The 25,684-nt window shown below is 39.8% G+C and carries 24 protein-coding genes and 1 other RNA gene; 3 read left to right on the top strand and 22 right to left on the bottom strand.

What is annotated here, in order from left to right; all coding sequences use genetic code 11:
• Positions 1-116 precede the first annotated feature (116 nt).
• The gene (locus AC1D69_RS00530; RefSeq protein WP_495454208.1) at positions 117-1,448 is read right to left on the bottom strand and encodes a PhoH family protein; all 1,332 of its coding nucleotides are present in this window, start codon (positions 1,446-1,448) and stop codon (positions 117-119) included.
• A 146-nt stretch (positions 1,449-1,594) separates the two neighbouring features.
• On the opposite strand from AC1D69_RS00530, the gene AC1D69_RS00525 reads away from it, so the two are divergent.
• Positions 1,595-2,113: a YhcN/YlaJ family sporulation lipoprotein gene (locus AC1D69_RS00525; RefSeq protein ID WP_495454207.1), complete on the top strand. Its 519-nt coding sequence runs from the start codon at positions 1,595-1,597 to the stop codon at positions 2,111-2,113.
• A 65-nt stretch (positions 2,114-2,178) separates the two neighbouring features.
• Here the strand turns inward: AC1D69_RS00525 and AC1D69_RS00520 are convergent, their stop codons facing one another.
• From AC1D69_RS00520 to AC1D69_RS00495, 6 genes are all read right to left on the bottom strand, one after another.
• The gene (locus AC1D69_RS00520; RefSeq protein ID WP_495454206.1) at positions 2,179-2,631 is read right to left on the bottom strand and encodes a pyridoxamine 5'-phosphate oxidase family protein; all 453 of its coding nucleotides are present in this window, start codon (positions 2,629-2,631) and stop codon (positions 2,179-2,181) included.
• 75 nt (positions 2,632-2,706) lie between these two features.
• Positions 2,707-3,795: an LCP family protein gene (locus AC1D69_RS00515; RefSeq protein WP_495454717.1), complete on the bottom strand. Its 1,089-nt coding sequence runs from the start codon at positions 3,793-3,795 to the stop codon at positions 2,707-2,709.
• A 60-nt stretch (positions 3,796-3,855) separates the two neighbouring features.
• On the bottom strand, positions 3,856-4,152 hold the full coding sequence (locus AC1D69_RS00510; RefSeq protein ID WP_495454205.1) for a YlaH-like family protein: 297 nt from the start codon (positions 4,150-4,152) through the stop codon (positions 3,856-3,858).
• Between the two features lie 45 nt (positions 4,153-4,197).
• Positions 4,198-6,033, bottom strand: coding sequence for a translational GTPase TypA (gene typA, locus AC1D69_RS00505; RefSeq protein WP_495454204.1), 1,836 nt, complete (start codon positions 6,031-6,033; stop codon positions 4,198-4,200).
• Between the two features lie 174 nt (positions 6,034-6,207).
• On the bottom strand, positions 6,208-6,705 hold the full coding sequence (locus AC1D69_RS00500; protein ID WP_495454203.1) for a hypothetical protein: 498 nt from the start codon (positions 6,703-6,705) through the stop codon (positions 6,208-6,210).
• A gap of 218 nt (positions 6,706-6,923) precedes the next feature.
• Positions 6,924-7,589: a TerC family protein gene (locus AC1D69_RS00495; RefSeq protein ID WP_495454202.1), complete on the bottom strand. Its 666-nt coding sequence runs from the start codon at positions 7,587-7,589 to the stop codon at positions 6,924-6,926.
• A gap of 134 nt (positions 7,590-7,723) precedes the next feature.
• On the opposite strand from AC1D69_RS00495, the gene AC1D69_RS00490 reads away from it, so the two are divergent.
• A complete protein-coding gene (locus tag AC1D69_RS00490) occupies positions 7,724-8,413 on the top strand; it encodes a TerC family protein (RefSeq protein WP_495454201.1) in 690 nt (229 codons plus the stop codon).
• A gap of 90 nt (positions 8,414-8,503) precedes the next feature.
• Here the strand turns inward: AC1D69_RS00490 and thiI are convergent, their stop codons facing one another.
• The 6 genes from thiI to AC1D69_RS00460 all read right to left on the bottom strand — a co-directional run bounded on the left by thiI (position 8,504) and on the right by AC1D69_RS00460 (position 13,291).
• Positions 8,504-9,727 (bottom strand): tRNA uracil 4-sulfurtransferase ThiI, encoded by a 1,224-nt coding sequence (gene thiI / locus AC1D69_RS00485; RefSeq protein WP_495454716.1) that lies wholly within the window; start codon positions 9,725-9,727, stop codon positions 8,504-8,506.
• Positions 9,727-10,884, bottom strand: a complete 1,158-nt coding sequence (locus AC1D69_RS00480; protein ID WP_495454200.1) for a cysteine desulfurase family protein — start codon at positions 10,882-10,884, stop codon at positions 9,727-9,729. Before AC1D69_RS00480 ends, thiI begins: the two co-directional genes overlap by 1 nt.
• A 131-nt stretch (positions 10,885-11,015) precedes the next feature.
• Positions 11,016-11,732 carry a lytic transglycosylase domain-containing protein gene (locus AC1D69_RS00475; RefSeq protein ID WP_495454199.1) on the bottom strand — a complete coding sequence of 239 codons (717 nt, stop codon included), beginning with the start codon at positions 11,730-11,732 and terminating at the stop codon, positions 11,016-11,018.
• Positions 11,733-11,900: 168 nt separating this feature from the next.
• Positions 11,901-12,314: a hypothetical protein gene (locus AC1D69_RS00470; RefSeq protein WP_495454198.1), complete on the bottom strand. Its 414-nt coding sequence runs from the start codon at positions 12,312-12,314 to the stop codon at positions 11,901-11,903.
• A gap of 30 nt (positions 12,315-12,344) precedes the next feature.
• Positions 12,345-12,566 carry a DUF1540 domain-containing protein gene (locus AC1D69_RS00465; protein WP_495454197.1) on the bottom strand — a complete coding sequence of 74 codons (222 nt, stop codon included), beginning with the start codon at positions 12,564-12,566 and terminating at the stop codon, positions 12,345-12,347.
• A gap of 215 nt (positions 12,567-12,781) precedes the next feature.
• On the bottom strand, positions 12,782-13,291 hold the full coding sequence (locus AC1D69_RS00460) for a YpuI family protein (protein ID WP_495454196.1): 510 nt from the start codon (positions 13,289-13,291) through the stop codon (positions 12,782-12,784).
• Between the two features lie 228 nt (positions 13,292-13,519).
• On the opposite strand from AC1D69_RS00460, the gene AC1D69_RS00455 reads away from it, so the two are divergent.
• The gene (locus tag AC1D69_RS00455) at positions 13,520-15,412 is read left to right on the top strand and encodes a S8 family peptidase (protein WP_495454195.1); all 1,893 of its coding nucleotides are present in this window, start codon (positions 13,520-13,522) and stop codon (positions 15,410-15,412) included.
• A 68-nt stretch (positions 15,413-15,480) separates the two neighbouring features.
• Here AC1D69_RS00455 and AC1D69_RS00450 read toward each other — a convergent pair whose 3' ends face one another.
• The 9 genes from AC1D69_RS00450 to glyQ form a co-directional block, all read right to left on the bottom strand.
• On the bottom strand, positions 15,481-15,783 hold the full coding sequence (locus tag AC1D69_RS00450; RefSeq protein ID WP_495454194.1) for a hypothetical protein: 303 nt from the start codon (positions 15,781-15,783) through the stop codon (positions 15,481-15,483).
• 245 nt (positions 15,784-16,028) lie between these two features.
• Positions 16,029-16,439, bottom strand: an RNA gene (rnpB, locus tag AC1D69_RS00445) — RNase P RNA component class A.
• A gap of 115 nt (positions 16,440-16,554) precedes the next feature.
• Positions 16,555-17,670 carry a Nif3-like dinuclear metal center hexameric protein gene (locus tag AC1D69_RS00440; protein ID WP_495454193.1) on the bottom strand — a complete coding sequence of 372 codons (1,116 nt, stop codon included), beginning with the start codon at positions 17,668-17,670 and terminating at the stop codon, positions 16,555-16,557.
• Positions 17,646-18,419 (bottom strand): tRNA (adenine(22)-N(1))-methyltransferase, encoded by a 774-nt coding sequence (locus AC1D69_RS00435; protein ID WP_495454192.1) that lies wholly within the window; start codon positions 18,417-18,419, stop codon positions 17,646-17,648. The genes AC1D69_RS00440 and AC1D69_RS00435 overlap by 25 nt, the downstream gene beginning before the upstream one ends.
• 324 nt (positions 18,420-18,743) lie before the next feature.
• Complete coding sequence (rpoD, locus tag AC1D69_RS00430; RefSeq protein ID WP_495454191.1) at positions 18,744-19,877, bottom strand: RNA polymerase sigma factor RpoD; 1,134 nt, start codon at positions 19,875-19,877, stop codon at positions 18,744-18,746.
• A 44-nt stretch (positions 19,878-19,921) separates the two neighbouring features.
• Positions 19,922-21,742: a DNA primase gene (gene dnaG / locus AC1D69_RS00425; RefSeq protein WP_495454190.1), complete on the bottom strand. Its 1,821-nt coding sequence runs from the start codon at positions 21,740-21,742 to the stop codon at positions 19,922-19,924.
• A gap of 40 nt (positions 21,743-21,782) precedes the next feature.
• A complete protein-coding gene (locus AC1D69_RS00420) occupies positions 21,783-22,247 on the bottom strand; it encodes a YaiI/YqxD family protein (RefSeq protein ID WP_495454189.1) in 465 nt (154 codons plus the stop codon).
• A gap of 205 nt (positions 22,248-22,452) precedes the next feature.
• Positions 22,453-24,528 carry a glycine--tRNA ligase subunit beta gene (glyS, locus tag AC1D69_RS00415; RefSeq protein WP_495454188.1) on the bottom strand — a complete coding sequence of 692 codons (2,076 nt, stop codon included), beginning with the start codon at positions 24,526-24,528 and terminating at the stop codon, positions 22,453-22,455.
• A 1-nt stretch (position 24,529) separates the two neighbouring features.
• Complete coding sequence (glyQ, locus tag AC1D69_RS00410; RefSeq protein WP_495454187.1) at positions 24,530-25,408, bottom strand: glycine--tRNA ligase subunit alpha; 879 nt, start codon at positions 25,406-25,408, stop codon at positions 24,530-24,532.
• Positions 25,409-25,684: the final 276 nt, after the last annotated feature.

Below are 25,684 nucleotides of genomic sequence, written 5' to 3'. Positions count from 1 at the left end.
CCCCATTCAAATAGAATGGATATTCGCCTTTATTGATTCAGAACATTTCTACTTAGAATCGCACCGCATCCCAGTGACAAGTTCAAAATATCCCAATTATTTCTTGGGAAATACCTTTATAATAAATCAGCTGCTAGTTGGGCTAATTTGGAACGTTCACCCTTTTCTAACGTAATGTGACCACTAATCTGTTCTTCCTTAAATCGTTCCACAATATAACTCAAGCCGTTACTAGATGCATCTAGATAAGGATGATCTATCTGTTCTGGATCGCCCATGAGTATAACTTTACTTCCCTCACCTGCGCGAGAAACAATCGTCTTTACCTCATGTCTAGATAGGTTCTGTGCTTCATCTATAATGATATATTGTGCAGGTATGGATCTTCCTCGTATATAAGTTAGTGCCTCTACTTGAATACTACCTAAGCCCATTAAGATTTTATCAATATCTCCTGAACGTTTCGTCTCAAATAGAAACTCTAAATTATCGTAGATCGGCTGCATCCATGGTCTCAACTTCTCTTCCTTCTCGCCAGGAAGGTACCCGATATCTTTCCCCATTGGCACAACTGGACGCGCAATGAGTAGTTTCTTATATTTATGTTCATCCTCCACCTTAGAAAGACCAGCTGCTAGAGCAACGAGTGTCTTGCCTGTTCCCGCCTTTCCTGTGATGGTTACTAAAGGAATATCATCATTTAAGAGCAATTCTAAAGCCATACGTTGTTGAGCGTTACGTGCACTTAATCCCCATACCGGTTCATTGCTTAGAAAAAGTGGTTCAAGTCGAGTAGAATCAGCATTCACTTTAAGTAATGCTGATTTCCCTGTACCCATTTCATCTTTTAGAATGACAAATTCATGTGGATATAAAGGATACGATAGCTGAAGCGTATTGATGGGTAGAAAACGATAGGTATAGAATTCATCAATAATGGAGGGATGGACTTTAATCGTAGAATATCCTGTGTACAGCTCACTTGGACTTGCGGTTCGATCCGTAAGATAATCCTGCGTATTTAGTCCGAGAACATCTGCCTTGATTCGAACTAATACATCCTTACTTACAATTACAACGGATGAAGGTTCGGGATTCTGTTCTTCCTCTAAGTGATAGTTAAGAGCAACTGCAAGGATTCGATTGTCATTATTTATTTCTCCAAACATTTCTTGTACCTTAAGAAAACTTCGATGATTAAGTTCTACCTTCAGACTTCCACCGTTTTCAAGTTTAACACCACTGTGCAAATGACCATGCTCTCTTAGTCCATCCAGTAACCTTGACACCGTACGTGCATTTCGTCCGATTTCATCTGCATTACGCTTTTTGGAATCTATCTCTTCTAGAACAACAGCAGGAATAATGACTTGGTGTTCATCAAAGGTAAAGATTGAATTGGGATCGTGTAGTAGCACATTAGTATCCAATACGTAAATCTCCTTCATCGTAACCCCTCCAAAGCGCATTTATTATGGATACATAAATTTGTCCGTCCAGGACAATATAAGGGTACGTATTAAAGATTCAGCAATGACTAATTCCGTGAAAGGACGGATGACATATGCGATTATGTCTATGCTTTCTGTTAACCATGTCTCTCTTGACAAGTTGTGGAACAGCTACTAAAAATGCATCACCCTCTCCTCAGAATCAACAAATGAATACGCAATCCGTTAAATCCAATAATACGGATGTCAACAAGGATCTATCTGTCAAAGATCACTTAGAGGCTTTAGCTGAAAGAGTACCAGGTGTTACAAAAGCAAATTGTGTTGTCATTGGAAACACCGCTGTTGTCGGTATCGATGTAGAAGGTAACTTAACTCGCTCACGAGTTGGTACCATTAAATATTCCGTGGCTGAAACACTTCGGAATGATCCCCGAGGCATGAAATCATTAGTAACAGCTGATATGGATCTATCCACTCGGATTGCCGAAATTGGAAAACATGTTAAGGCGGGCCGCCCAATATCTGGTTTTGCTTCCGAACTTGCAGACATTATGGGTCGAATCGTCCCTCAGCTTCCTGAAGACGTCAAAACTCAACAAAATGCCCCTTCCACAAAAGACACAAAAGGCTCTAAACCGACTTCACAAACGAACAAGTAAATCGAAAAGGAACATATAAGAAATATATTATCTCTTATATTAAAAAAAAGCCTAGTGAATAATCACTAGGCTTTTTGCATGGCAGAGAAAACTTGACCATCCAACTTATCTGAAGCACGCTGGTCATATGTCTTAATGTATTGAGGGGCAGAAGAAAGTTGTGCGCCATAAAACAACGCGTTTCGCACTGCTTCTATGCTGATGTCAAAACAGCACAACTTAAAGGGGACTTCTGGCAACGGATCTAAAGCTATAGCAGCTCTTCCATTAATAGCATGTACCGTCCCATCCCCAAATACAGTAATGGTTACTAAAGGATTGTTCTTAATGTTCTCAACTAACCGAGATCGATGATCAATCGCTATACGTAACGTAGCAGCATTTAATGCATAAATCCATGAAATCGCACTAGAAGTAGGTCCTCCGGTCTCTGCATCAACTGTACTTAACAAAACAAACGTCTCCGATTGCAACTGCGTTAACAAAGTTTCTGTCATCTGTGTGACGGATCCGGACATTGAGCCAGCCTCCTATACGCTTCAATTCATTATATTCCATTGTATTATACCATAGGATAAATATTGCATCCAAGTTTACGGATTCGTATTATTCGTATCTTGATTTAATTCTTCCACAGCCTTACCTGCGATCTCATCTTGTAATTTCTGTTTGGCTGCGTCCAATTCGTCATCATTAATATAGACGTAAGGGCTCTTCCAATCCCCTGTTACAGGAACAAATTTTACATTATCTTTAGATATATTCCAGTACGTTGCAATAATGTTCTTTAATTGGGCAGACTCAATGTCTGTTTCCATATTCTCATCTACAGCATCAAGTACTTTACCAAACTTAGCCGCACCACTGAAGGTCTGCATCTGATCAATTAATGAATGTAGAACTTCGTTCTGACGTTGATTCCGACTGAAATCGTCAGATTCTTTCGTCCTAGGTTTACAGCCAGCCCCAGAATGGCGATAGCGCACATAACCAAGTGCATCTTCACCATTTAATTCTGCAGGGCCTTTTTTAAGATTAATATCTGTCCCATCTGCGTTGTCTATATAACACATATCCATACTGATATTAACATCCACACCACCCAATGCATCAACGACATCAGAGAAACCTTGGAAATTAATAACCGTAACATAATCAATGGGATGATCCATTAAATCCATATATTTAGTGAACATATTCTTCATTTCATCCTGGGCCGTAATGCCAGTCTTTTTCTCAGCTTCCAGAAAAGCTGGGTAATAGGCATTCGCTTTCCTCACCTTATACCCATCCAATTCAATTCGTGTATCACGCGGAATGGAAACAACCGTAGCTGATTTAGTGTCAGGATTAAAGGCAGCCACCATCATTACATCTGTCAGGTGAGTTCCTGTCTTAGGACGATAATCCGTTCCAAGCAGAAGCATTGTAATGGGCTTAACTTTGGCAGATGCTTCAGGGGCCACTTTCTGATGATTACCCGTATCAAGAATAGTGTCATCCACTTTAAGCGCCAACCAACCTAGATATCCAGCAACAAGCAAAAAGGCCATAATAATTACAACTAATAATAATTTCAGAAAAGTTTTAAAAGCACTTTTTTTCTTCTTTTGCGGAAATTTGGGTAGCTTGTTTGCTCCAATACGATTCCTTGGAGGAAGCTGAGGATTGATTCGGCTCATCTTAAACACCTTTTTCATTATTATGAGTTAAAAAAAATGACCCCATTACGGGGTCCGCATTCACATGTTTTCCGAAGAGGAATCGACATCTTTCTTCTGCCGACTCTCCACAAAATAGCGAACCCGTACCAGGAGCATCAATCCAACGGCAACTAACAGACATTGAATGATCGGTAACTTATCATGTTGAAAAATGAGAAGCATCCCTGAGCCCATCGCCATTAAAATGTACAATATAACCTCTTTCAGCAAAGGTAATTTCTGATGAACACGAAAAACTTTGTTGTAAACATAAGTGATCAGTACAAATATAACAACATAAGCAACAAGAGGATGTTCTGCAAACCATACCTGCATGTAAGTTTCACTCCCTTCATAATGGGGCACTGAACTTTTACTTAATTATGAATTAGCCATTTTACGGTGTTTCTCAGCACGTTCACGTTCACTCTTATTCAATATCTTCTTGCGCATACGAATGGATTTAGGAGTGATCTCACATAATTCATCATCATTCAAGTATTCCAAAGCTTGTTCCATAGAGAAGATAATTGGTGTTTTCATTTTCACTGTTTCTTCTTTATTCGCAGAACGAATGTTATTCACAGCTTTTTCTTTACATATGTTAACGACGATATCACTATCACGTGTGTTCTCACCAACGATCATACCTTCATAAATCTCAGTACCTGGTTCCACGAATAGCGTACCACGATCTTCAATACCCATCATAGCATATAATGTGGAGCTTCCGTTCTCACTAGAAATCAATACACCTTTACTACGTCCACCAACTTGACCAGACACAAGAGGACCATAGCTATCAAAAGCATGGTTCATAACACCATATCCACGAGTTAGCGTAAGGAACTGCGTACGATATCCGATTAATCCACGAGCTGGGATAAGGAATTCCAAACGTACGTTTCCTGAACCGGTATTGACCATATTAGCCATTTCCGCTTTACGTTGGCCAAGACTCTCCATAATCGCTCCCATACTTTCTTCAGGAACATCAATCATTAGACGTTCAATCGGCTCATTCTTCTTCCCGTCAATTTCCTTTATGATAACGGAAGGTTTAGAAACCTGTAATTCAAATCCTTCACGACGCATGTTCTCAATCAGAATCGTAAGGTGAAGCTCACCACGCCCCGAAACGATGAATGCTTCTGGTGTGTCAGTATCATCCACTCTTAAACTAACATCTGTTTCTAATTCTTTATATAGACGTTCACGTAATTTACGGGAAGTAACCCATTTACCTTCACGACCAGCAAAAGGACTATTGTTAACAACAAAAGTCATTTGTAGTGTAGGCTCATCAATTTTCAGTACAGGCAATGCTTCTGGTTGATTCGGATCTGCAATTGTTTCTCCGATGTTAATATCTTTAATACCAGCAATGGCAACAATATCTCCTGCTCCTGCTTCTTCAATCTCAATACGTTTCAATCCTTGGAATCCAAACAATTTCTCAATTCGAGCAGTTTTACTTGTTCCATCACGCATAATAACCGTTACGGATTGTCCTTGGCGAATAATACCGCGATTGACACGACCGATTGCAATACGACCCATATATTCATTATAATCCATCAACGTTACCAAGAATTGAAGAGGCTCATCAATTTTCTCAGTTGGTGCTGGAATATGTTCAAGAATTGTTTCGTACAAAGCAAGCATCGTTTCGTCTTGTTTATCGGCAATCATACTTGAAGTACCATTCAATGCAGACGCATATACTACTGGGAAGTTCAACTGTTCATCAGTTGCTCCTAGTTCAATAAACAAGTCCAATACTTCGTCAATAACTTCCTCTGGACGAGCAGCTGGACGGTCAATTTTATTTACAACAACGATTGGAGTTACATTGGATTCGAGTGCTTTACGCAATACGAACTTAGTCTGTGGCATACAACCTTCGTACGCATCAACTACCAACAACACGCCATCAACCATTTTCATAATACGTTCTACTTCTCCACCAAAGTCGGCGTGACCAGGTGTATCCATAATGTTAATTGTGAAATCTTTATACGTAATTGCCGTATTTTTAGCTAATATGGTAATTCCGCGTTCACGTTCCAAGTCATTGGAATCCATCGCTCTTTCTTGTACTTGTTCGTTCTCACGGAAAATCCCCGATTGCTGTAGTAATTGATCGACTAGTGTCGTTTTACCGTGGTCAACGTGGGCTATAATCGCAATATTGCGAATCTGATCTCTTGATTGCATGGCTAATATCCATATCCCTTCATTCTCAAGTCTCTACATCTATACAACGTGTCTCACAAAAGAAGCGCCTGGCGATAATGCCGACGCTTCAACATATCTTTTATATTATAATGATTTTTCTGAAATAATCAAGTCATTTTCTTGAAAATGATTCAAATAAATCGTGCTTTATGATTACCTTTTACTTCTCATTGACGCATTTTTTCCAAAAACAAGCCATAGTCCTATCACAATCAGTAGAGCAGCTAACAGATATATTACACCCGTCTTCATTAGACTGAAAAGAATGAAAACAAGTGAAAATATTCCGAGAACAATGGCTATCCATAAGGATAAGCTAGATCGTGGCTTTTCAAATTTATAGTACTCATACAACCCGATAGCAACACCAGTAATTAATATTGGCCATAGAGAAGACATCAATCTCCAACCCCATATATTACATATCACAAAGAGTGTGCCCCATATCGTTAAGATCCCGCCAGAAATAAGAAATATCGATTGACCACGGCGCTGGAAATAAAGGGCTTGCAAAAGAATTCCTAGAATTAATATGACCAATGGCCAGAGGGAGCGACCAAGAAAACTAAATATACCCAGTTTCCCTAATAAAATGACGATACCTGCAATGATAATGAACAGTCCTAGCTTCACATCTTTTTTGAAAGACATCTCACACCCTCTTTTCTCAAAAATGCAATCCAGTATCCTTAAATCCTATATCTATATTTAAGATTATTGTATCTGAATTAAATAAAAAAAACCATATGACAAATAAAGAAACGGATACCCCTCTTTATAAGAGGATATCCGTTTTTATGAATCGTTAGAATATGACATTAAACTTATGCTTGTTTATTTTTTATGATAAACTATCCAAGGATTTGTTCTCAATGTTGCCCTCTATGATACAACACTTTTTTAAATCCACCCGCTAAGATAACTAAACTTGCAAACAAGTATGGTAACAATGAATGTCCCATGGGTAATAGAACTGCGGCGTATTTACCAAAGCTAGAATCCTGAAGCATCATCTCTCCACCTGTATATCCTAATATCCCGGCACCTAAATAAATTAGGAGGGGATAACGCTGTAGCCAATGAACAATAATATTACTGCCGAAGATCACAATGGGAATGCTAAAGGCTGTACCGATAACAATTAGAGCTAGATCTCCCTTAGCTACACCAGCAATAGCTAATACATTATCTAAACTCATGATAAAATCTGCTGCGAGAATAGTTCGGATGGCTTTTGAAATCGTTGGTGTTTCACCTAATTGAATGTCTTTCTTTTCTTCTGATAAGAGTTGAAATGCAATCCATATTAACATTAACCCACCGATGGCTTGGAGATATGGGATCTTTAACATCAGTACTGCCACAAAAGTGAGAAGACATCTTAGCACAACAGCACCTAAGGATCCCCACCATACTGCTTTTTTACGTTGAAGTGGAGGTAGATCTTTACTTGCTAAAGCAATAACAACAGCATTATCTCCACTCAGTACTAAGTTTATGATAAGTATTTCCAATAACAACCACATGTGTTCCATGGTACAACCCCCTCCATTCTTACTTGTATGAAGAAAAGGAGAGGAGTATGCTATATAATAGCATTTTTCATTGTGACGTTAGGACTCCGATTTATTCTGGGGCACGTACATACATATAAAGGAGTGACACATTCATGGATTCATCTGTATTAGGTTTTCTCGCTGCATTACTTAACATCGTATTTCTCGATCTCATCCTTGCAGGAGATAACGCAATCGTCATTGGACTAGCTGCTAGGAATCTGCAACCCGCTACTCAGAAGAAAGCAATCATATATGGAACTGCTGGGGCTGTGATTCTTAGAATTATTGCGACAATCGTCGTTGTATGGCTTCTAAATATTCCTTGGTTATTAATAGTTGGAGGAATACTGCTCGTCTGGATTGCGTACAAGCTGATGACTGACGATGATGACCACACCGATGTCAAAGCAAGTCAGACATTATGGTCTGCTGTTAGAACCATCATTATAGCTGATGCGGCTATGGGTTTAGATAATGTCATCGCAGTTGCAGGAGCTGCTAATCAGAATATAATCTTAGTTATCATTGGTTTGTTCATCAGTGTTCCTATCGTTGTCTGGGGAAGTACATTGTTTATCAAACTAATTAATCGCTTCCCTTGGATTATCTATTTAGGATCACTCGTTCTTGGCTATACCGCTTCTAACATGATGACTGAAGAAAAGAAATTACAACCTTTTTTCGAACAACACCCTGCACTTCGTATTGTCTTCATCATCATCGTCACCGTCGGTATCCTGGTTGCTGGATTCCTAAAAATCAAATCTAAAAAACGTAAACGAACGACAGTGACCCTATAAAATAAAAGAGGTAGACCTAGGATAGTAAACTTGGTCTACCTCTTTTCAATTTCACATTTATAAAAGATACTCTACTCTTACAGTAAGGATCTAAAACCACTCATCTTCCACGGGATTTTCAGTTAATGAATGATCATCTCCAGGCGTAAGCACAATGGTCTCCGTACGCGAAAATGCATCCATTATCAGATCAGGAAGTTTAGTAATGGATCTTTCAATTCTTTCTACAATCCGTAAGCTTGGGTTAGTCGCAGGAGAATCCGGTACAAAAAGGGTACAGCAATCCTCATAAGGTTGAATAGAAAGATCATACGTCCCGATATCTTTTGAAATCTGAATAATTTCATTCTTATCCATCATAATTAAAGGTCTTAATAAAGGTAATTCCGTCGCACGTCCTATCACATTCATACTGGATAATGTCTGACTAGCCACTTGACCTAGACTATCACCGGTTACAATGGCCAAAGCCCCTTCACGTTCAGCTAGTAAAGTCGCAATCTGCAGCATGGATCTCCGCATTAAAGTAATGATAAGTTTGTCTTGCCCAAGTCCCGTAAAGGAAGTCTGTACCTCCGTAAAGGGAACTAAATGAAGTTTTATTTCTCCAGAATAACTGGATAGTACTTTTGCAAGATTGATGACTTTTTCCTTTGCCAATTGACTAGTGAATGGATAACTATAAAAATGAACACATTCCGTCGTTAGTCCTCTGCGCATGGATGACCAAGCAGCTACAGGACTATCAATTCCGCCCGACAGCAACAACATCGCTTTTCCATTACTCCCTCTAGGAAATCCCCCTATAGCAGGAATAACTTCAAAGAATATATAGGTTTCATTCTCCCGAATCTCCACTCTTAGTTCTAGCTCAGGTTGGTTCATGCTCACATTCAACATATCAAAATTCTTTAACAAAAGTGAACCCACATGATGGTTCATTTCATGAGAGGATTGAGGAAACTTCTTCCATACACGTCGGGCATTCACTTTGAAAGTCGTATCTTTTTGTAGATTTAATTCTTCCAAATACCGATAGCTCGTACTTAAAATATCGTCCAATTCGGAGGTACATACGATTACAGGGCTAATAGAAGCAATACCGAATACTTTCTTTAATGCTTTGATAGGCTCCATTGTGTCTTCACCATTAAGGTATACATATATTCTTCCGAACTCATCTCGTAATTTCACTTTTGGAAAAGGTTGTAGTACCGATTTCACATGAAGGAATACCGATTTCTCGAATCTTCTACGATTTTTGCCTTTTAATATGAATTCTCCAAAACGTAGTAACAACATATCATAAATCATCATTTATCATTCCTTCCTTTTTCCATGGGACGCAACTGCTTAATCGCTCTACGAAGAGCATGTTCCAACTGATTCACTTCTTCTTCCGTATGATTATCTCCAAGACTAATTCGAATTCCACTTACTGCTTCTTCCATACTTAATCCCATAGAAAGCAGTACTCGGCTTGGTTCTGCCTTTTTAGAAGAACACGCTGATCGCGTAGATACTAACATTCCTTCGGATTCCAGCGTGTGCAGTAACACTTCTGACTTCATCCCTGGATATGAGAACTGTATAATATGAGGTGCACCGTCCTCATCACTATGAAGATGTAAGCCTTGAATATTTCTGATGATCTCAAAAATTCTGTTACGTAGAATAGAAACGTCTCTCGTGAAAGCAGGTTGACGCTCTACAGCCAATCGCATTGCCTTAGCCATAGCTACAAGTAGTGGCATATTCTCCGTCCCTGCACGCCATCCGAACTCCTGAGAACCACCGGATAGAAGAGGTGTCAGTTGTAATCCATCTCGGACATATAATAATCCCGTGCCTCTAGGACCACGAAATTTATGAGCAGATAACGTGTACAAATCTATACACCACTTTTTTAGTTCCACAGGTAACTTGCCGAATCCCTGAACACCATCTACATGAAATAACGTTCGTGGATTACAGCGTTTTATCTCATGGCCGATCTCTTCTATGGGCTGAACAGCACCCATTTCATTGTTAACGTGCATAATACTAACCAATATCGTATCTTTTCTTATAGCGGACGTAAGAGATTTCACATCGACACGCCCATGTGAATTAACCGGAAGAAATGTAACTTCGAACCCCCATTTTTGCAATTGAAGGAAACTTTCATATACGGAAGCATGCTCAATCACAGTCGTGATTAGATGTCTCCCACGGCTCATATATTGCATTGCAGCGCCCTTAATACCTAAATTATTCCCCTCTGTTGCTCCTGAAGTAAATACAATTTCAGAAGGATTAACATGTAACGAATCTGCACAAACTTTGCGGGTTCGACTCATTAACTTACCCGCATCTTCACCCATTTGATGGATAGACGACGGATTACCATAATGCTTATTCATGATCTCAGTTACCGTGCGTATAACATCATCATAGGGTGGCGTACTTGCCGCATGATCCCAATAAATCATTATATCTCAACCTTTCCTTCTCATGACAACACAAAAAGATCAAACGTCAGAGAGGGTGTAAGCATTCTTACAACTCTTCACCCTGGTGCCTCCCCCGTGTGATCCAATGAATCTCTCTATGCAATTATCATTTATACTTCTTCGTATTTAGAGCGAGCATTCTGTACCTTAGATATATACTTTCTAGTCTCTTCAGGGAGTGAATTTATATTATTCATAAGTTCTGCATCACTAGATACACCAAGACGGGATACTCTTCCTGGTCCAGCGTTATATGCGGCAAGTGCCATTTTCTCTTGACCATTGAACCGCTTTAATTGATAAGAAAGGTATTTAGTACCTGCATCAATATTCTGAGCTGGATCAAATGAATCGCTGACTCCTAATCCCTGAGCAGTCCCATCCATTAATTGCATCAAGCCCTTCGCTCCTGCGGAAGAAACAACCCCGGGATTAAAGGACGACTCTGTATCGATGACAGCTTTGATCAAAGATTCAGAAACGCCATATTTACGACTTGCTTGTTCAATCAGATCATTGTAACTCGAAGGCAACGACTTGCCAGAATATGTACTATGTTCTGTATTAGTCGAAGTTGTCTTACTTACGGCACCGAGTTGCTGCCACAATAACCCGTCACTCCAAGATACTCCAGCATTTAACGAAACACTGCTATCTGTAGCGGACAATTCTGAAGTCGTAGACATGACCTGTTTCAACATTACATCAAAATCTGATCCTCCAACATTATTATTTAGCATACTCTGTATAAGAGCACTTTTATCCTGTATCGTAGCATTTTCTTGTAGAGTTATAAGCTGTTTGGCAGTTATTGAGTCGATCTGCATGTTTAGTATCCCAACTTCCATCATAATGTAGTTCTTTACATATTATCATGGGAATAGGACATGCGCTACCTCCTCTTTGCAAAAAAAATGAACTTCAATAAAAAAAGAGCTAATTCAAACCTCTATACAGAGGTTTGAATTAGCCGAATTTAGCGTTGCATTCAAACTTTACCTTGTAAATGGCATAAGCACAAAATAACTTAATGTAGCTAATATACCAAGTGCGATCGACCATCCTCCGGTTGCCTTTCTTCCCTGAGTATAGGCATAAAAACCCATAACAGCTGCAAGAGGACCAAGAACTATGGACCACAAGAACAATGAAAGAATACCAAATGCCAGACCGACATATCCTGCCAATTTTCCTGTTGTTGAATCCATAGCCTCCACATCTTTATCCGAATTATCTTCGTTATAGACGCGTAAAGGAGTGGGTGCTATATCAGCTGCATACTCCTCCGTATGATCTTGTTCCAGTCGCGGATAATCTATACGCTTCTTGTGAAGTATACTTTCTTTACGAATGCTTTCATTCTCGGATTGATCATCTTGAACACCTGATGGTTGTTTGTCTGTTTCCATATCAAGCACCTCCTCTTTAGATGGACAAGATCATGACTTGGGTTTAAATGTCAAACAACATGTGGAAGACGATGAGCGGGCAGTATCCTTATGGTCATTAAAAGATTCTTCTGCAAATTCCTCATTCAAGTTTCTACTTGAGTGTTCATCAATTTCAATAACAATTTTATTAGCTCGACATAAATTCTCTTCTCCCCAGAAATGACAATTGCTTACGCTACACCTAACTAATGTTTTGGCCTCATTTATCATTATTAAATCACCTCTTCTCCATTGTCTCCGATACGATAATCTGATATGCGAATAACGCACTGTAAGTTGATGCCATTACAAGAATAAGAACGTTCTTCGATATGATTCTTCAGCACAAATAAAAAACGGCTGACTTGTCCTTAAAAGGAACAAATCAACCGTTATGTAATAGTCGTTGTTAAAATTCAGTGGTGATTAGATTAGATTAAATTTCATTAAGCGTGACTTTTTTGATTATGCATCCGACGCTCTGTTAAATAATCACTTTCATAATACGTTAGATCATCTCTTAACTCTTCATATACCTTTGTAATATCTAGAATAATATCACGGGCTTCACGAATAGGCTTGATACGGAAACGAATGGCATCTTGCCCAGTATAAGCGTATCGGCCATCTTCAGAGTAACTTTCATTTTTAGGATAAAAGAAATTGTTGACGCAGTGATGATATACATTGTAAAGAGCTTTCTCGGCAAAATCGATATCAAAATTCGCACGACGAAGAACAATACCTAACTTCTCGTATGATACTTCAGAGAAGACAAGTAAATGGCGAAGTTCAGATAAGAACCCTTTGTAGAATACCACCATTTCTTCATCCAGATGCTCTCCAGTCAATTGTGGCAGTGCATACTCGTTCAGAAATATTTCTGTTCTTTCAATGGCTGTTTTTAATTTCTCTCTTGTGGACTCACACAATTTTTGAATATTGGCTGCTGACATAATCGTTAGCTCCCCCTTATTGTACCTACGTCAAAATAGTGGAAGTTCATATGAACCACTACTATGGATTTTCCAAGTATTATCCTACCATATATTACTTTGAAGCGGTATCCTTTTCTGCTTAAATATATTACCGAAAACATAAAATATCAAATCATTCGAGGGGAATAAAAAACTAGCTACTTCCTAACAATAAAAAAAGGTAAAGATCGTTAAGGAGGTATTCAAGTGTCTCGCAAAATATGGTTAGGTTCAGGACTCGTTGTAGCTCTGGGAATGATAACAATTTTTACGTCACTTCCTGATAACAATTCACATTCAAACCAAGGTTCATCATCGAAAGTTGCTAATCCACAGCAAGAAGTAAACCTGAAACATACCATCATGAGCCATGATATTTCATCCACAGATCGATTGACCCGTGCGGATGCAAAAGAACATCTGTCAAAGATGGCAGATCAATTTAGTACAACATCTGAACAGCAAACGAAGCAATACATTCAACAATTACAAAAATCTCATGATCATATTCAATTACTAACCTGGATTGATTTCTCCAAACAACACTCTACCCCATATCCATCGGACCGTTTAACTTGGAACACGAAAACAAATAAGCAGTTTAACACGTACCAACAGTTAGCCAAAAATCAATTACGGAACCATCGCTCATATGAATCGCCTTCATTTAAGGTAAATGATTATCAGTATTTCATTATGGCTGAGCCTTCAACTAAAGGACATAAAGGGATCATCGCTTTAATAAGCCAACAAGTTCTGCATGAAGTATCGAATCATCAGAAACGCAATCTACGACTCATACCTTATCCTAAAGAAGGGAATTATCGCGTTGAATCCGTAGATACGAATACGTTAAGAGATATCAAAGTAAAGACAGGTCATGATAATGAAAAGGCAAGTCATTATTACGAAAATGAGATTGTAGTACATTTCCGCAACCATTTATCAGACAAAGAATTAATGACGATCTCCAGTGAAATTAAGAGTAAATGGGTTCGTAAAATGGGCTACGCTTACGTATTTCACGCAGATCATATGTCATATCAACAGCTTAAAGCTTATTTCATGAAAAAGTACAGTCCCCACTATGCCGAACCACACTATCTATATTTAACAAATGATGTAACCAATAAAGATAAATTATCTACTTCAACCAACATTCCAAATGATTTACTGTTTGCAAAGTATCAATGGAATTTACCTGCTATAGAAACAAATAAAGGTTGGGAGTTATCTAAAGGTAGTACAAATGTGATCGTTGCGGTAATAGATACAGGAGCTGATCTACAGCATCCTGACCTTAAGGAAAACCTAGTCGATGGTTATAATGTTGTTGACCCTTCCAGCCAACCTACCGACGATGTGGGGCACGGAACACACGTTGCCGGCATTATAGGTGCTGTAGTTAACAATAATGAAGGTGTCGCTGGTATTAGTTGGTACAATAAAGTGATGCCCATTAAAGCACTAGACAGTTCCGGTGCTGGTACAACATATTCAGTAGCAGAAGGAGTCATTTGGGCAGCTGATCATGGAGCCAAAGTCATTAACATGAGCCTTGGTAATTATGCTGATTCAGAATTTCTACATGATGCTATCAAATATGCGTACAACCGAGATGTCGTCATCGTCGCTGCTACCGGTAATGATAATACAGAACGTCCTGGATATCCCGCTGCATATCCGGAAGTATTCTCTGTCTCAGCTACAGATTCAAATATGAAGCGAGCGTCCTTCTCTAATTACGGGGATTACGTTGATGTGGTAGCTCCAGGTGAAAGTATTGCCAGCACCTATTTAAACAATCAATACGCTGCACTATCTGGAACATCTATGGCGACACCACATGTTGCTGCTTTAGCCGGTCTCATTAGGGCAAGAAACCCTAATCTCGATAATGAAGAGGTGATGAATCTGATGCGCGAAAGTGTTGTTGATCTAGGGGATACCGGACGAGATAAATACTTCGGATATGGACAAGTTGATATCTATAGAGCACTTAAAGCCGCAGGAAACGGTTCATCTCCACTTCAATTCTGGCCACAGCATGTACACAATCAGATGAAATCGGTCATTCACAAAGAACAATCTTCAAAGTAAACACAACCCAATACAAATACCTTGTAAAAAACAATCCGCGAGTTATTTGATCGCGGATTGTTTAGATTTTATCTTTTTGATTTGGATTTTGACTTCGTTTTGGCTTTAGAAACAGTAGCATGACGTTTTTTTTCTTTTTGCGCTGAAACGCCTGCCATTTCATTATTACCTTCTTCAACAGTCACGTAATTATATATATGTTTCTCAATAGGAACACAATGAGTTCTTTTAACCACTTGGATTGTATGGATTACAGGAACCACCTGGGTATAATAACAATCTTGCACGACTACAATGGGATCGCAGATAACGGGATCAGCCGCTGGACATGGATAACCAGAAGAATTAGAAGAATTAGAAGAATTACTCATATTCATTCGCTCCTTTCGTGATTTTGATATATTGTATTACAAGTGTCTAATTCTGGATTGTACGATTGACCCTAATTAATGAGCTTCTGACTGAAATAGGCTCTTCATTCGCTTTAGAATAATTATAGAATACGATTCATGGCATATAAAAAATGGTGATGTTCTGCGGTTATTAACCACTAGAACATCACCATTTGCAATTACATACATGTGTATTAAATTCATTCAATAAGTTGTGTTGTAGTTCTGAAAGTTTGCCGTAAGCCGGGTTCTGTGTCTATTGTGGTTCATACGGGAACTACCCTCCCACTCCAAACGACAATCATCTATCTAGGCCGAACATTGCTGAACGGCTCCAGCGACCAACCTAAACGCGCCTCGGGCTAAGGCTGCCCTCTTGACAGAGAAGCTGCGTTCCATTAGGTCTTGCTCCAAGTGGGGTTTACCAGGAACGAAGTCACCAGCGTTCCTCGGGGTCTCTTACACCTCGGTTCCATCCTTGCCTGTGCCGCTTGTGGCGGCCATCGGCGGTCCATTTCTGTGGCACTATCCTTCAACTCGCGCTGACTGGACGTTATCCAGCACCCTGCCCTATGGAGCCCGGACTTTCCTCTCGTGATGCCTTACGCATCACCAGCGATTGTCTGTCAAACTTTCGGGACAACACTTGATAGTATACCGCGAAACGATGTTGGAAACAACCCTAAATAACATGTAACTATGGGAATTTTAAGGATTCCCTACTATTTTGCTCATTGTTCAGCTTTCATTTTACATAAATTGGAAAGGTTCTGTATTCACTTCGGATGCATAGACTTGTGTCTCAACCTTCGTACTTTGAAGCTTTTCTCTCATCCATTCAGCCACTTTTAATTTCATTATTTTCTCCGCATTATGTCCTGGATCAATAATGGCGATCCCGGCCATAAGAGCATCCTGTGCCGTATGATAATCAATATCTCCCGTTACAAGTACATCTGCTCCCTTGAAAATAGAAGGAGTTATATATCGTCCCCCAGACCCTCCAATAACAGCAGCTTTGCGTATAGGACGTTGTAGATCCCCTACAACCCTTACATGATCTACCTGTAGGTTCTGTTTAACTACTTCGATGAATTCAGCGAGTATCATCGGAGTATTCAATTTGCCTACGCGGCCCAAGCCCAAGGTTCTTCCTTTAAGATCCATTGCATACAAGTCGTAGGCAACTTCTTCATAAGGATGAGCTTTCAACATAGCTTGTACTACTTTATTACGTATACCCTTAGGCACAATCGTCTCAATACGTATTTCTTCCACTTGCTCAAGCTTTCCTTGCTTACCAATGAAAGGGGTAGCTCCCTCATGAGGCATAAAGGTTCCGAATCCTTCGATATTAAAGCTACAGTGGCTATAGTCACCAATGAAGCCTGCACCCGCACCTAGAATCGCATCTAGAACTTGCTGATGATGGCTCTTTGGCACAAAGACAACTAATTTAAATAATTGCTCGGTATGGATATCCTCAATGGGTGAGCCATTCTCAATACCAATCGCTTCAGCCATCCAATCGTTCATACCACCCTCAGTAACATCAAGATTCGTATGACTAATATATACAGCAATATCATGCTTAATTAGCTTCTCATACAGTCTACCCATAGGGGTGTCGGTCTGTAGTTGCTTCAGTGGTCGAAATATAATCGCATGGTGAGCAATGATTAGGTCAACATTCAAACGTATGGCTTCTTCCACTACTTCATCATTAACATCTAGTGCAATAAGTACATTCCTAATATCCTTTTGTAAGGTTCCCAATTGTAATCCTATACGATCATCAGGCATGGCTACATGCTTAGGAGCAAGCTGTTCCATATATTGAATTACTGTCTGTCCTTTGGCGAACAAGATAGCACCTCCTTAATCTGTTGAATTTCTTGTACTATTTCTTCAGATTTACTCTCGGACGATGATAACGTTGACGTAGCAAGTGATGCTACGATCCGCTCCAACTTCTCGATCTCCGACAGCCATTTAGATGTAAAAATCGGATTTTTCTCTTGCAACAACCATGGACCCATCCGTACTGAAATCTCTTTAGTAATTTTAACAGGTCCGTTACCAGTCTCGAGTACATATTCTTTATAAACATCGTCATTAAAAAGCCCATCTATACCCTTATTCTCAGGAACCGCAGTTAATATTTCATACACTTTACGATCCTCTTCCATAATGTGCTCCGATGTTAGTACCCAGTCATGACTTAATAACCAGCGACGTACGATTTCTTCGCCTACATTAGGTTGTAATATTAACTTTTTAACCCCAACCAACTTATCTATTCCCTGCTCTAGAATACTTGCGATTAAGCCTCCACCCATACCGGCAATAGTAATCACATCAACTTCGCCAGGAGAAATCACTTCTAGACCATTCCCAATCCGTACAGCAATCATATCATTGAGACCCGCTGAAGCCACCTGCTTAGCTGCTGCATCTCTAGGGCCTGCATTAACTTCTCCTGCTATCGCTCGAAGTGCTATACCCGAATGAATTGCCACTACGGGCAACATTGCATGATCTGAACCTATATCAGCAAAAGTACTTCCATTTGGAATTTGTTCCATAATAAATTGTAGTCTTTTTGATAATTTCATGAGCCACCCACACAATCCTTTTTTTTCGTAGAACATGTCACATTTGAAGTACAAATGCAACTTTAATATCATTAAGCATTTCAAGTATTAACGAATTCCAATTAGGTAAAGCATCACCTAATAATTTGCAATAGCCATGAAAAAGAGCTAAAATAAAAACCATAAAACATTTAGATACATTATTGCCAAAAGAAAGAAATACCTCTTTCACTTCAAATTTTCATCCATTTAGATACGATTAAGAAATGGATGAAAGTGAACTTACATTATCTTAAGAAAAAAGACCTCTGAGCTAATAAGCTACAGAAGGTCCAATTATACGCTTTATTCCAGAAAATCCTTAAGCCTTTTACTACGGCTTGGATGACGCAATTTGCGAAGCGCCTTAGCTTCAATCTGGCGAATCCGTTCACGGGTTACTCCGAACACTTTACCAACCTCTTCAAGTGTTCTTGTACGTCCATCGTCCAGACCGAAACGCAAACGCAATACATTTTCTTCCCGTTCAGTTAGCGTATCCAGAACATCTTCCAACTGCTCTTTAAGAAGCTCATAAGCTGCTGCATCTGCAGGAGCCAACGCTTCCTGATCTTCTATAAAATCTCCTAAATGCGAATCATCTTCTTCCCCAATCGGCGTTTCAAGCGAAACTGGTTCTTGGGCAATTTTCATAATTTCCCGCACTTTTTCAACACTTAATTCCATCTCTGCTGCGATTTCTTCAGGTGCTGGTTCACGTCCTAATTCTTGAAGCAACTGACGAGATACGCGAATTAGCTTATTGATGGTTTCAACCATATGAACAGGAATTCGGATCGTCCGTGCTTGGTCCGCAATAGCACGTGTAATTGCCTGGCGTATCCACCATGTAGCATACGTACTAAATTTATACCCTTTTTTATGATCGAACTTCTCAACTGCCTTGATAAGCCCCATGTTACCTTCTTGGATCAAATCAAGGAATAGCATTCCACGTCCAACATACCGCTTAGCAATACTGACAACGAGCCGTAGATTGGCTTCTGCAAGACGTCTTTTCGCCTCTTCGTCACCAAGCTCAATACGTTTAGCTAACGACACTTCGTCATCTGCTGATAGCAATTGTACACGACCAATTTCCTTCAGATACATACGTACAGGATCATTAATCTTAATCCCCGGTGGCAATGATAAGTCATCATCAAAGCTTGTTTCTTCCCCATTATGTTCCTCGGAGTCTTCATTTGGTCGAAGAGTATTCACCTCTTCATCATTCTCATTGACCACTTCAATCTCCAGATCACTCAAATGTTCGTAGAACTCTTCCATTTGTTCGGGATCTTGATCATAAGGAGACAATTTCTCCATAATGTCCTTAATATTTAACGTCGATCTCTTCTTACCTTGCTCAACCAATTGATCTTTGACCTGATCAAGGGTCAATTCTGTCTCTAATTCAGTACGCTGATCATTCGCCATATTCGACTCCCTCCTCCCTAGATACACTCATACCATAACTTCAATCATCGTCTCTCTAGGGCAATAATCTCACTACCTATTTGTGCCGCACGTAAAAAATCACCGGAACGCTCCGCACTTATCATTTCTTCCTTTTTAAGTTCTACCTGTTGTTGCTGTGGGACCTTACGAATTTCCCTAATATAATCGTCGAGAACTTGAACATTCCAATCACGGGGTGTATCCATCATTGATATTGAACTAAGTGTCTTTTCTAACCGATCGTCATGAAGCGATGACATAAATCGGCTTATATCCGGGTGTTTACCCTGAGCATAATAGGCATATAGATAAGCAGCAATAGCTGCATGATCATCAATGTTAAAAGCATCTCCGAGACGTTCACCCACATACTGGGCAACTTCAGCATCCTGAAGCATCAGAGATAGCAGCCGACGCTCTGCGGTGTGATAAGCGGGTAGTAATGTTGGAGCCGGAATCTGCCCTTTTTTATGCCTACCATTATTCCACCCCTGTTCAAAATTATCCCCATCCGGCATGTTTTTTTGCATTGTCTGCCGAATCAGGTTGCAATCTTGCTTAAGACTTTCATAAGAAAGATGATGTTCAGAAGATAATTCCCTCAAATATACTTCTCTTTCGGTAGAGGATGGTAAAGCTGCAATAATCGGAAGAACTTCCTTCATATAAGCTATTTTCCCATCTTCTTCTAGCAGTATATGGTTTTTTTTCAGATATATAAGTTTAAATTTTGTTGTTGAAACTGCTCCGTCAATAATCTGACTCATAAATCGCTCTGGACCGTATTTACGTACAAAATCATCTGGATCAAGTCCATCGTTGAGAATAGCAATTTTGATTCTTATACCTGAGCTTTCAAGTAACGGGATATTCTTCAAGGCTGATGCTTGTCCCGCACGATCGCCATCGAAACATATTAATACTTCATCTGCCATAGTCTTCATCATGGAAACATGACTCTCCGTCAGGGAAGTTCCCATTGTTGCAACACCATTGTGTACGCCTGCCTCCCAAGCTGCAATTGTATCTCCATATCCTTCAAATAATACGATTTGGCGTAATTTTCGAATGGAGTTCTTTGCTTGGTGCAAGTTATACAATGTCCTACTTTTGTTAAATAGTTTGCTTTCAGGTGAGTTCAGGTATTTCGGTTGCGCTTCTCCCAGAACTCGGCCACCAAAAGCAATAACCCTACCATTTCTATCACTAATCGGAAAAATCACCCTGTCACGGAACCGATCAATAAACCCTGTGCCATCACTTCGAGTGGATAATAATCCTCCCTTTTCCATTTCCTCTAAATCGAAAGATCGCTTAGTCAAGAACTGTACCAAGGTATTCCAAGTGTCAGGGGCATAGCCAATTTGAAACTGATCAATCATTTTGTCGTTAAGACCACGTGAACGTAAGTAGGACATTGCTGGTTTACCGTGTTCCGTGTTCTTAAGTAAATAATGAAAGAATTTAGATGACCATTCATAAGCTTGCAGCAATCTTTCTCTCTCAGGATTCGACGAGATCGTACTTGTTCCCTGCAATTCCGGCATCTCAATATGACTTTCTTCAGCCATTATTTTGACAGCCTCAGGAAAAGATAATGATTCAATCTCCATCATAAACTTGATTGAGTTGCCACCCTTACCGCATCCATAACAATAGAAAATTTGTCTCTCCGGTGTCACTGTAAATGAGGGTGTCTTCTCTGAATGAAATGGACAAAGACCCTTCATGTACTTACCTTGCTTGGTGAGATGAACGTACTTACTTACCGTATCGACAATATCATTGTGCTCTAATACGGAATCAATTACCTTTTCCGGTATATTACCTTGCCCGGTACTCATCTTTACCACCTTCATCTCTTTAGCACGTAAATATTATTCGCTATAACTGATCGTTCTCCTGCAAATCCTGCAAAATTCTTGTCAAATTGTGTTGAAAAAATATTTTATCATCTGCTGTGATCGGTTTGGGTCCTTTAGAATGTTTACCCATTCTTCTCGCTTTAGCTTGATGATGCCTACGATCCAACATCAATTCAATATCATTATCCCCATAATGCTTGCCTCTATTAGATATAACATAACAACCTTTTGCTAAACACAATGCTGCCAATCCATAATCCTGCGTTACTACAATATCCCCGCGGCTTATATGATTAGCAATATATAGATCAGCGCTTTGATCACTACGATCAACCTGAACGGCAGTCACACCTTCTTCTTCACGAATCAGATGATCATACGACGAGACCATGAGGACAGGGACTGAAAATTGTCGTGCAGTAACAGCTATTTCGTTCTTTACGGGACAGGCATCCCCGTCGACAACAATTCGGAACTTTGTCAATGTAGCCAGAAATATCACCTATTTCACCTTAAGTTAAGTTCTTAACCTTAATTAAGTTCCTAACTATATATATACGCTCTGACATAGCTTAAATCCTTCTTCAACCCACTTAACAACTTATGGTAAATGAACCAAGAGATGTACACAGGAACCATTTAAATTAGGCATTTTGGTTCCCGCATACAATTTCTCTATTTTATTTTATTTACCACACCAGTTTTGTGAAATCAGCAAATGCCTTCAAATCTTTATCGATCGCTGCCAAAAGTGCCAATCGATTGTTTTTGACTTGTTCGTCCTCTGCCATAACCATCACTGAGTCGAAAAATTCAGTAATCACATTACGAATCTGTCCTAAGAATTGTAGAGCCTTGTGCCCATCTCGTTGATTCAAGGCGTTATGATATCCTTCGACAATCGATTGCCAACCTTTATAAAGTTCTTTTTCCCCTTGTTCTTGAAGAAGAGCTTCATCGATTTCGAATTGTTCTGCTTTGGCACCTAAGTTGCTCACACGGTTAAAGGATTCAACCGTCACCTTGAAATCCTCTTGATTATTTACGGCTTCCATCAATGCTTCACCTCGTGAAACTACAGAGGCAATATCATCAAAGTCTGCCGAGATCACCGCATCTACAATATCATAACGTAAGTTCTCTGAAAGAAGCTTCTTCACTCGAAGTCCAAAGAACTCAACTATAGTTGTACGCACTTCAGTAGCAGAAAGTTTCATTTCACGAAGGTTTTCATGAACATCAAGTGCAATGTTGAGCATCTCTGAGAGCGAAATCTGTAGTTTTTGAGCCAACATAATCTGTACAATACCCTGGGCTTGACGACGAAGTGCATAGGGATCTTGAGAACCTGTCGGGATGATGCCTATAGAGAAACAACCAACAATCGTATCGATTTTGTCAGCAATACTAACTAGTGCTCCTACGATCGATTCCGGTGTATTATCTCCAGCAAAGCGTGGTTGATAATGTTGGAAGACAGCCTTCGCTACTTCCTCCTTCTCACCCGCTCTTCGAGCATAGTCTTCACCCATCACGCCTTGTAATTCAGGGAACTCATAAACCATTTGAGTAACTAGATCAAACTTACAAATTTCAGCAGCACGTGACACTGCATCTGCATGTTCTGGAGAAATGTGTAGTGCGGATGATAAACCTTCTGCAATAAGACCAGTTCTACGGACTTTATCAGCAATAGATCCTAATTCTTCTTGGAATACAATATTTTCAAGTTTCAACAAAGCATCCTTAATGTGTAACTTCTGGTCTTCTTCGTAGAAGAATTTCGCATCTGATAAACGTGCGCGTAATACCTTCTCATTTCCTTTGGCAATAATATCCAAATAGGTATTATTCCCATTACGTACCGTAACGAAGAAGGGTAGTAATTGATCTTGATCATTCAGTACTGGGAAGTAGCGCTGATGCTCCCTCATAGAAGTGATTAACACGTCTTGTGGAATTTCCAAAAAGGAAGGATCAAACGTTCCAAATAACACCGTAGGTGTCTCAACAAGGAATAATACTTCTTCAAGCAGATCATCTTTGACTGCAATTTTCCATTGTTTCTCTTCTGCAAGAGCTTTAATCTGTTCTTCTATCATGTTTTTCCGTTCTTCTATACATGCAATTACGGACTGGCTTCGAAGTACATCCAAGTACACGGAAGGTTCGGCAACAACAGCCTCTTCACCTAAGAATCTATGGCCACGAGTTATATTACCCGATTTCACTCCTGTAATATCGAGGTCAATAACATCGGTTCCAAATAGTGCGATAAGCCACCGAATCGGACGAACGAACTTAAATTCATAAGCGCTCCATCGCATATTCTTTGGAAAAGTCATCGAAGAAAGGATGTTCAACAAGGCTTCTGAAAGAATAGATGAAGTCTCTACTCCTAAACTGCTCTTAGTTGCATATATATATTCAACACCGTTTAACTCTTGGAATGTGAACTGTTCAGGATCAACACCTTGACTCCGTGCGAATCCCAACGCTGCTTTGCTCCAATTACCACTTGCGTCTTGAGCTATTTTACGAGATGGGCCCTTAACTTCTTCCTCAATATCCTCTTGTTTCTCTGCCACACCTTCCACGAGCACCGCTAACCGACGTGGTGTTGCATAGGCATGCACTTGTCCATGTGAGATTCTTGATTGCTCCAACCATTTAATCATACGCTCTTCCAACTGTTCTACAGCAGCACGTATAAACCGAGCAGGAACTTCTTCCAATCCAATTTCAAACAATAAGTCTTTAGCCACGTTAAACGTCTCCTTTCTTACAGAGCGGGAAGCCTAATTTCTCGCGTTCTCCTAAATAAGAGGCAGCCACTTGGCGAGCCAAGTTTCTTACACGCATGATGTAACCTGTTCGTTCTGTTACGCTAATGGCTCCACGAGCATCGAGCAAGTTAAACGTATGGGAACATTTCAATACATAGTCATACGCTGGGAACACTAAAAATTTCTCCATTGCTTTATTAGCTTCTTCTTCATACATATTGAATAACGTGAATAACATCTGCACATCAGACACTTCAAAGGTGTACTTAGAATGTTCTACTTCTGCTTGGTGAAACACATCACCATATGTAATGCCATTTACCCATTCAAGGTCAAATACATTTTCTTTATTCTGAATATAAGATGCTAGACGTTCCATACCGTATGTTATTTCTACAGCAACAGGACTTGCATCAATACCCCCAACCTGTTGGAAATACGTGAATTGGGTCACTTCCATACCATCAAGCCATACTTCCCAACCTAGACCCCATGCTCCCAATGTTGGTGCTTCCCAGTTGTCTTCAACGAATCTAATATCATGCTGTAATGGGTCAATACCCAGCTGCTTTAAGCTCTCCAAATAAATTTCCTGAATATTATCAGGGGAAGGTTTAAGAACAACCTGGAATTGGTGATGCTGATAAAGCCGGTTTGGATTCTCTCCATAACGTCCATCGCTTGGGCGACGAGACGGTTCTACATAAGCTACATTCCATGGTTCAGGACCGATTGAATGTAGATAAGTCATAGGGTTCATGGTCCCTGCACCTTTTTCCGTGTCATACGGCTGGACGATAATACAGTTATGATCTGCCCAGAACTGCTGTAGCGTTAGAATCATCTTTTGAAAATTCATATTGCTTCGCTCCTTTACTCATTTTCATTACTTTCATTTTACCATTCTGTACAGCAAAAAGCCCTCGTTCCTACGCCTGGCCTGCTGCACAGACATAGGGACGAGAGCTTTTCCCGCGGTTCCACCCTACTTGATTATGCTTAAGAAACAACACAATCCACTTTTTATCATTCATTCATGCTCCCGAGTTGCCTTTCACGATTTCCTTTCGTTGAGCTTCCACCATCCCCAACTCGCTAAGTCCAGAAATTAAATCGCTACTATCTCGATCAATGC

This window comes from Paenibacillus sp. Y301 (genome assembly GCF_059445505.1).
The sequence above is the reverse complement of the archived record's forward strand: the minus strand, read 5'-3'. Positions and strand labels throughout refer to the sequence as shown.

Coding starts and splice junctions, on each gene's coding strand:
- AC1D69_RS00450 (WP_495454194.1), bottom strand. CDS start 15,783: ATGAGTAATTCTTCTAATTCTTCTAATTCTTCTGGTTATCCATGTCCA.
- AC1D69_RS00515 (WP_495454717.1), bottom strand. CDS start 3,795: ATGAGCCGAATCAATCCTCAGCTTCCTCCAAGGAATCGTATTGGAGCA.
- AC1D69_RS00530 (WP_495454208.1), bottom strand. CDS start 1,448: ATGAAGGAGATTTACGTATTGGATACTAATGTGCTACTACACGATCCC.
- AC1D69_RS00465 (WP_495454197.1), bottom strand. CDS start 12,566: ATGATAAATGAGGCCAAAACATTAGTTAGGTGTAGCGTAAGCAATTGT.
- AC1D69_RS00470 (WP_495454198.1), bottom strand. CDS start 12,314: ATGGAAACAGACAAACAACCATCAGGTGTTCAAGATGATCAATCCGAG.
- rpoD (WP_495454191.1), bottom strand. CDS start 19,877: ATGGCGAATGATCAGCGTACTGAATTAGAGACAGAATTGACCCTTGAT.
- AC1D69_RS00495 (WP_495454202.1), bottom strand. CDS start 7,589: ATGGAACACATGTGGTTGTTATTGGAAATACTTATCATAAACTTAGTA.
- AC1D69_RS00480 (WP_495454200.1), bottom strand. CDS start 10,884: ATGATTTATTGGGATCATGCGGCAAGTACGCCACCCTATGATGATGTT.
- thiI (WP_495454716.1), bottom strand. CDS start 9,727: ATGATTTATGATATGTTGTTACTACGTTTTGGAGAATTCATATTAAAA.
- AC1D69_RS00520 (WP_495454206.1), bottom strand. CDS start 2,631: ATGTCCGGATCCGTCACACAGATGACAGAAACTTTGTTAACGCAGTTG.
- AC1D69_RS00435 (WP_495454192.1), bottom strand. CDS start 18,419: ATGAAATTATCAAAAAGACTACAATTTATTATGGAACAAATTCCAAAT.
- AC1D69_RS00460 (WP_495454196.1), bottom strand. CDS start 13,291: ATGTCAGCAGCCAATATTCAAAAATTGTGTGAGTCCACAAGAGAGAAA.
- AC1D69_RS00490 (WP_495454201.1), top strand. CDS start 7,724: ATGGATTCATCTGTATTAGGTTTTCTCGCTGCATTACTTAACATCGTA.
- dnaG (WP_495454190.1), bottom strand. CDS start 21,742: ATGAGTACCGGGCAAGGTAATATACCGGAAAAGGTAATTGATTCCGTA.
- typA (WP_495454204.1), bottom strand. CDS start 6,033: ATGCAATCAAGAGATCAGATTCGCAATATTGCGATTATAGCCCACGTT.
- AC1D69_RS00475 (WP_495454199.1), bottom strand. CDS start 11,732: ATGCAGATCGACTCAATAACTGCCAAACAGCTTATAACTCTACAAGAA.
- AC1D69_RS00500 (WP_495454203.1), bottom strand. CDS start 6,705: ATGTCTTTCAAAAAAGATGTGAAGCTAGGACTGTTCATTATCATTGCA.
- glyQ (WP_495454187.1), bottom strand. CDS start 25,408: ATGAATTTTCAAAAGATGATTCTAACGCTACAGCAGTTCTGGGCAGAT.
- AC1D69_RS00510 (WP_495454205.1), bottom strand. CDS start 4,152: ATGCAGGTATGGTTTGCAGAACATCCTCTTGTTGCTTATGTTGTTATA.
- AC1D69_RS00525 (WP_495454207.1), top strand. CDS start 1,595: ATGTCTCTCTTGACAAGTTGTGGAACAGCTACTAAAAATGCATCACCC.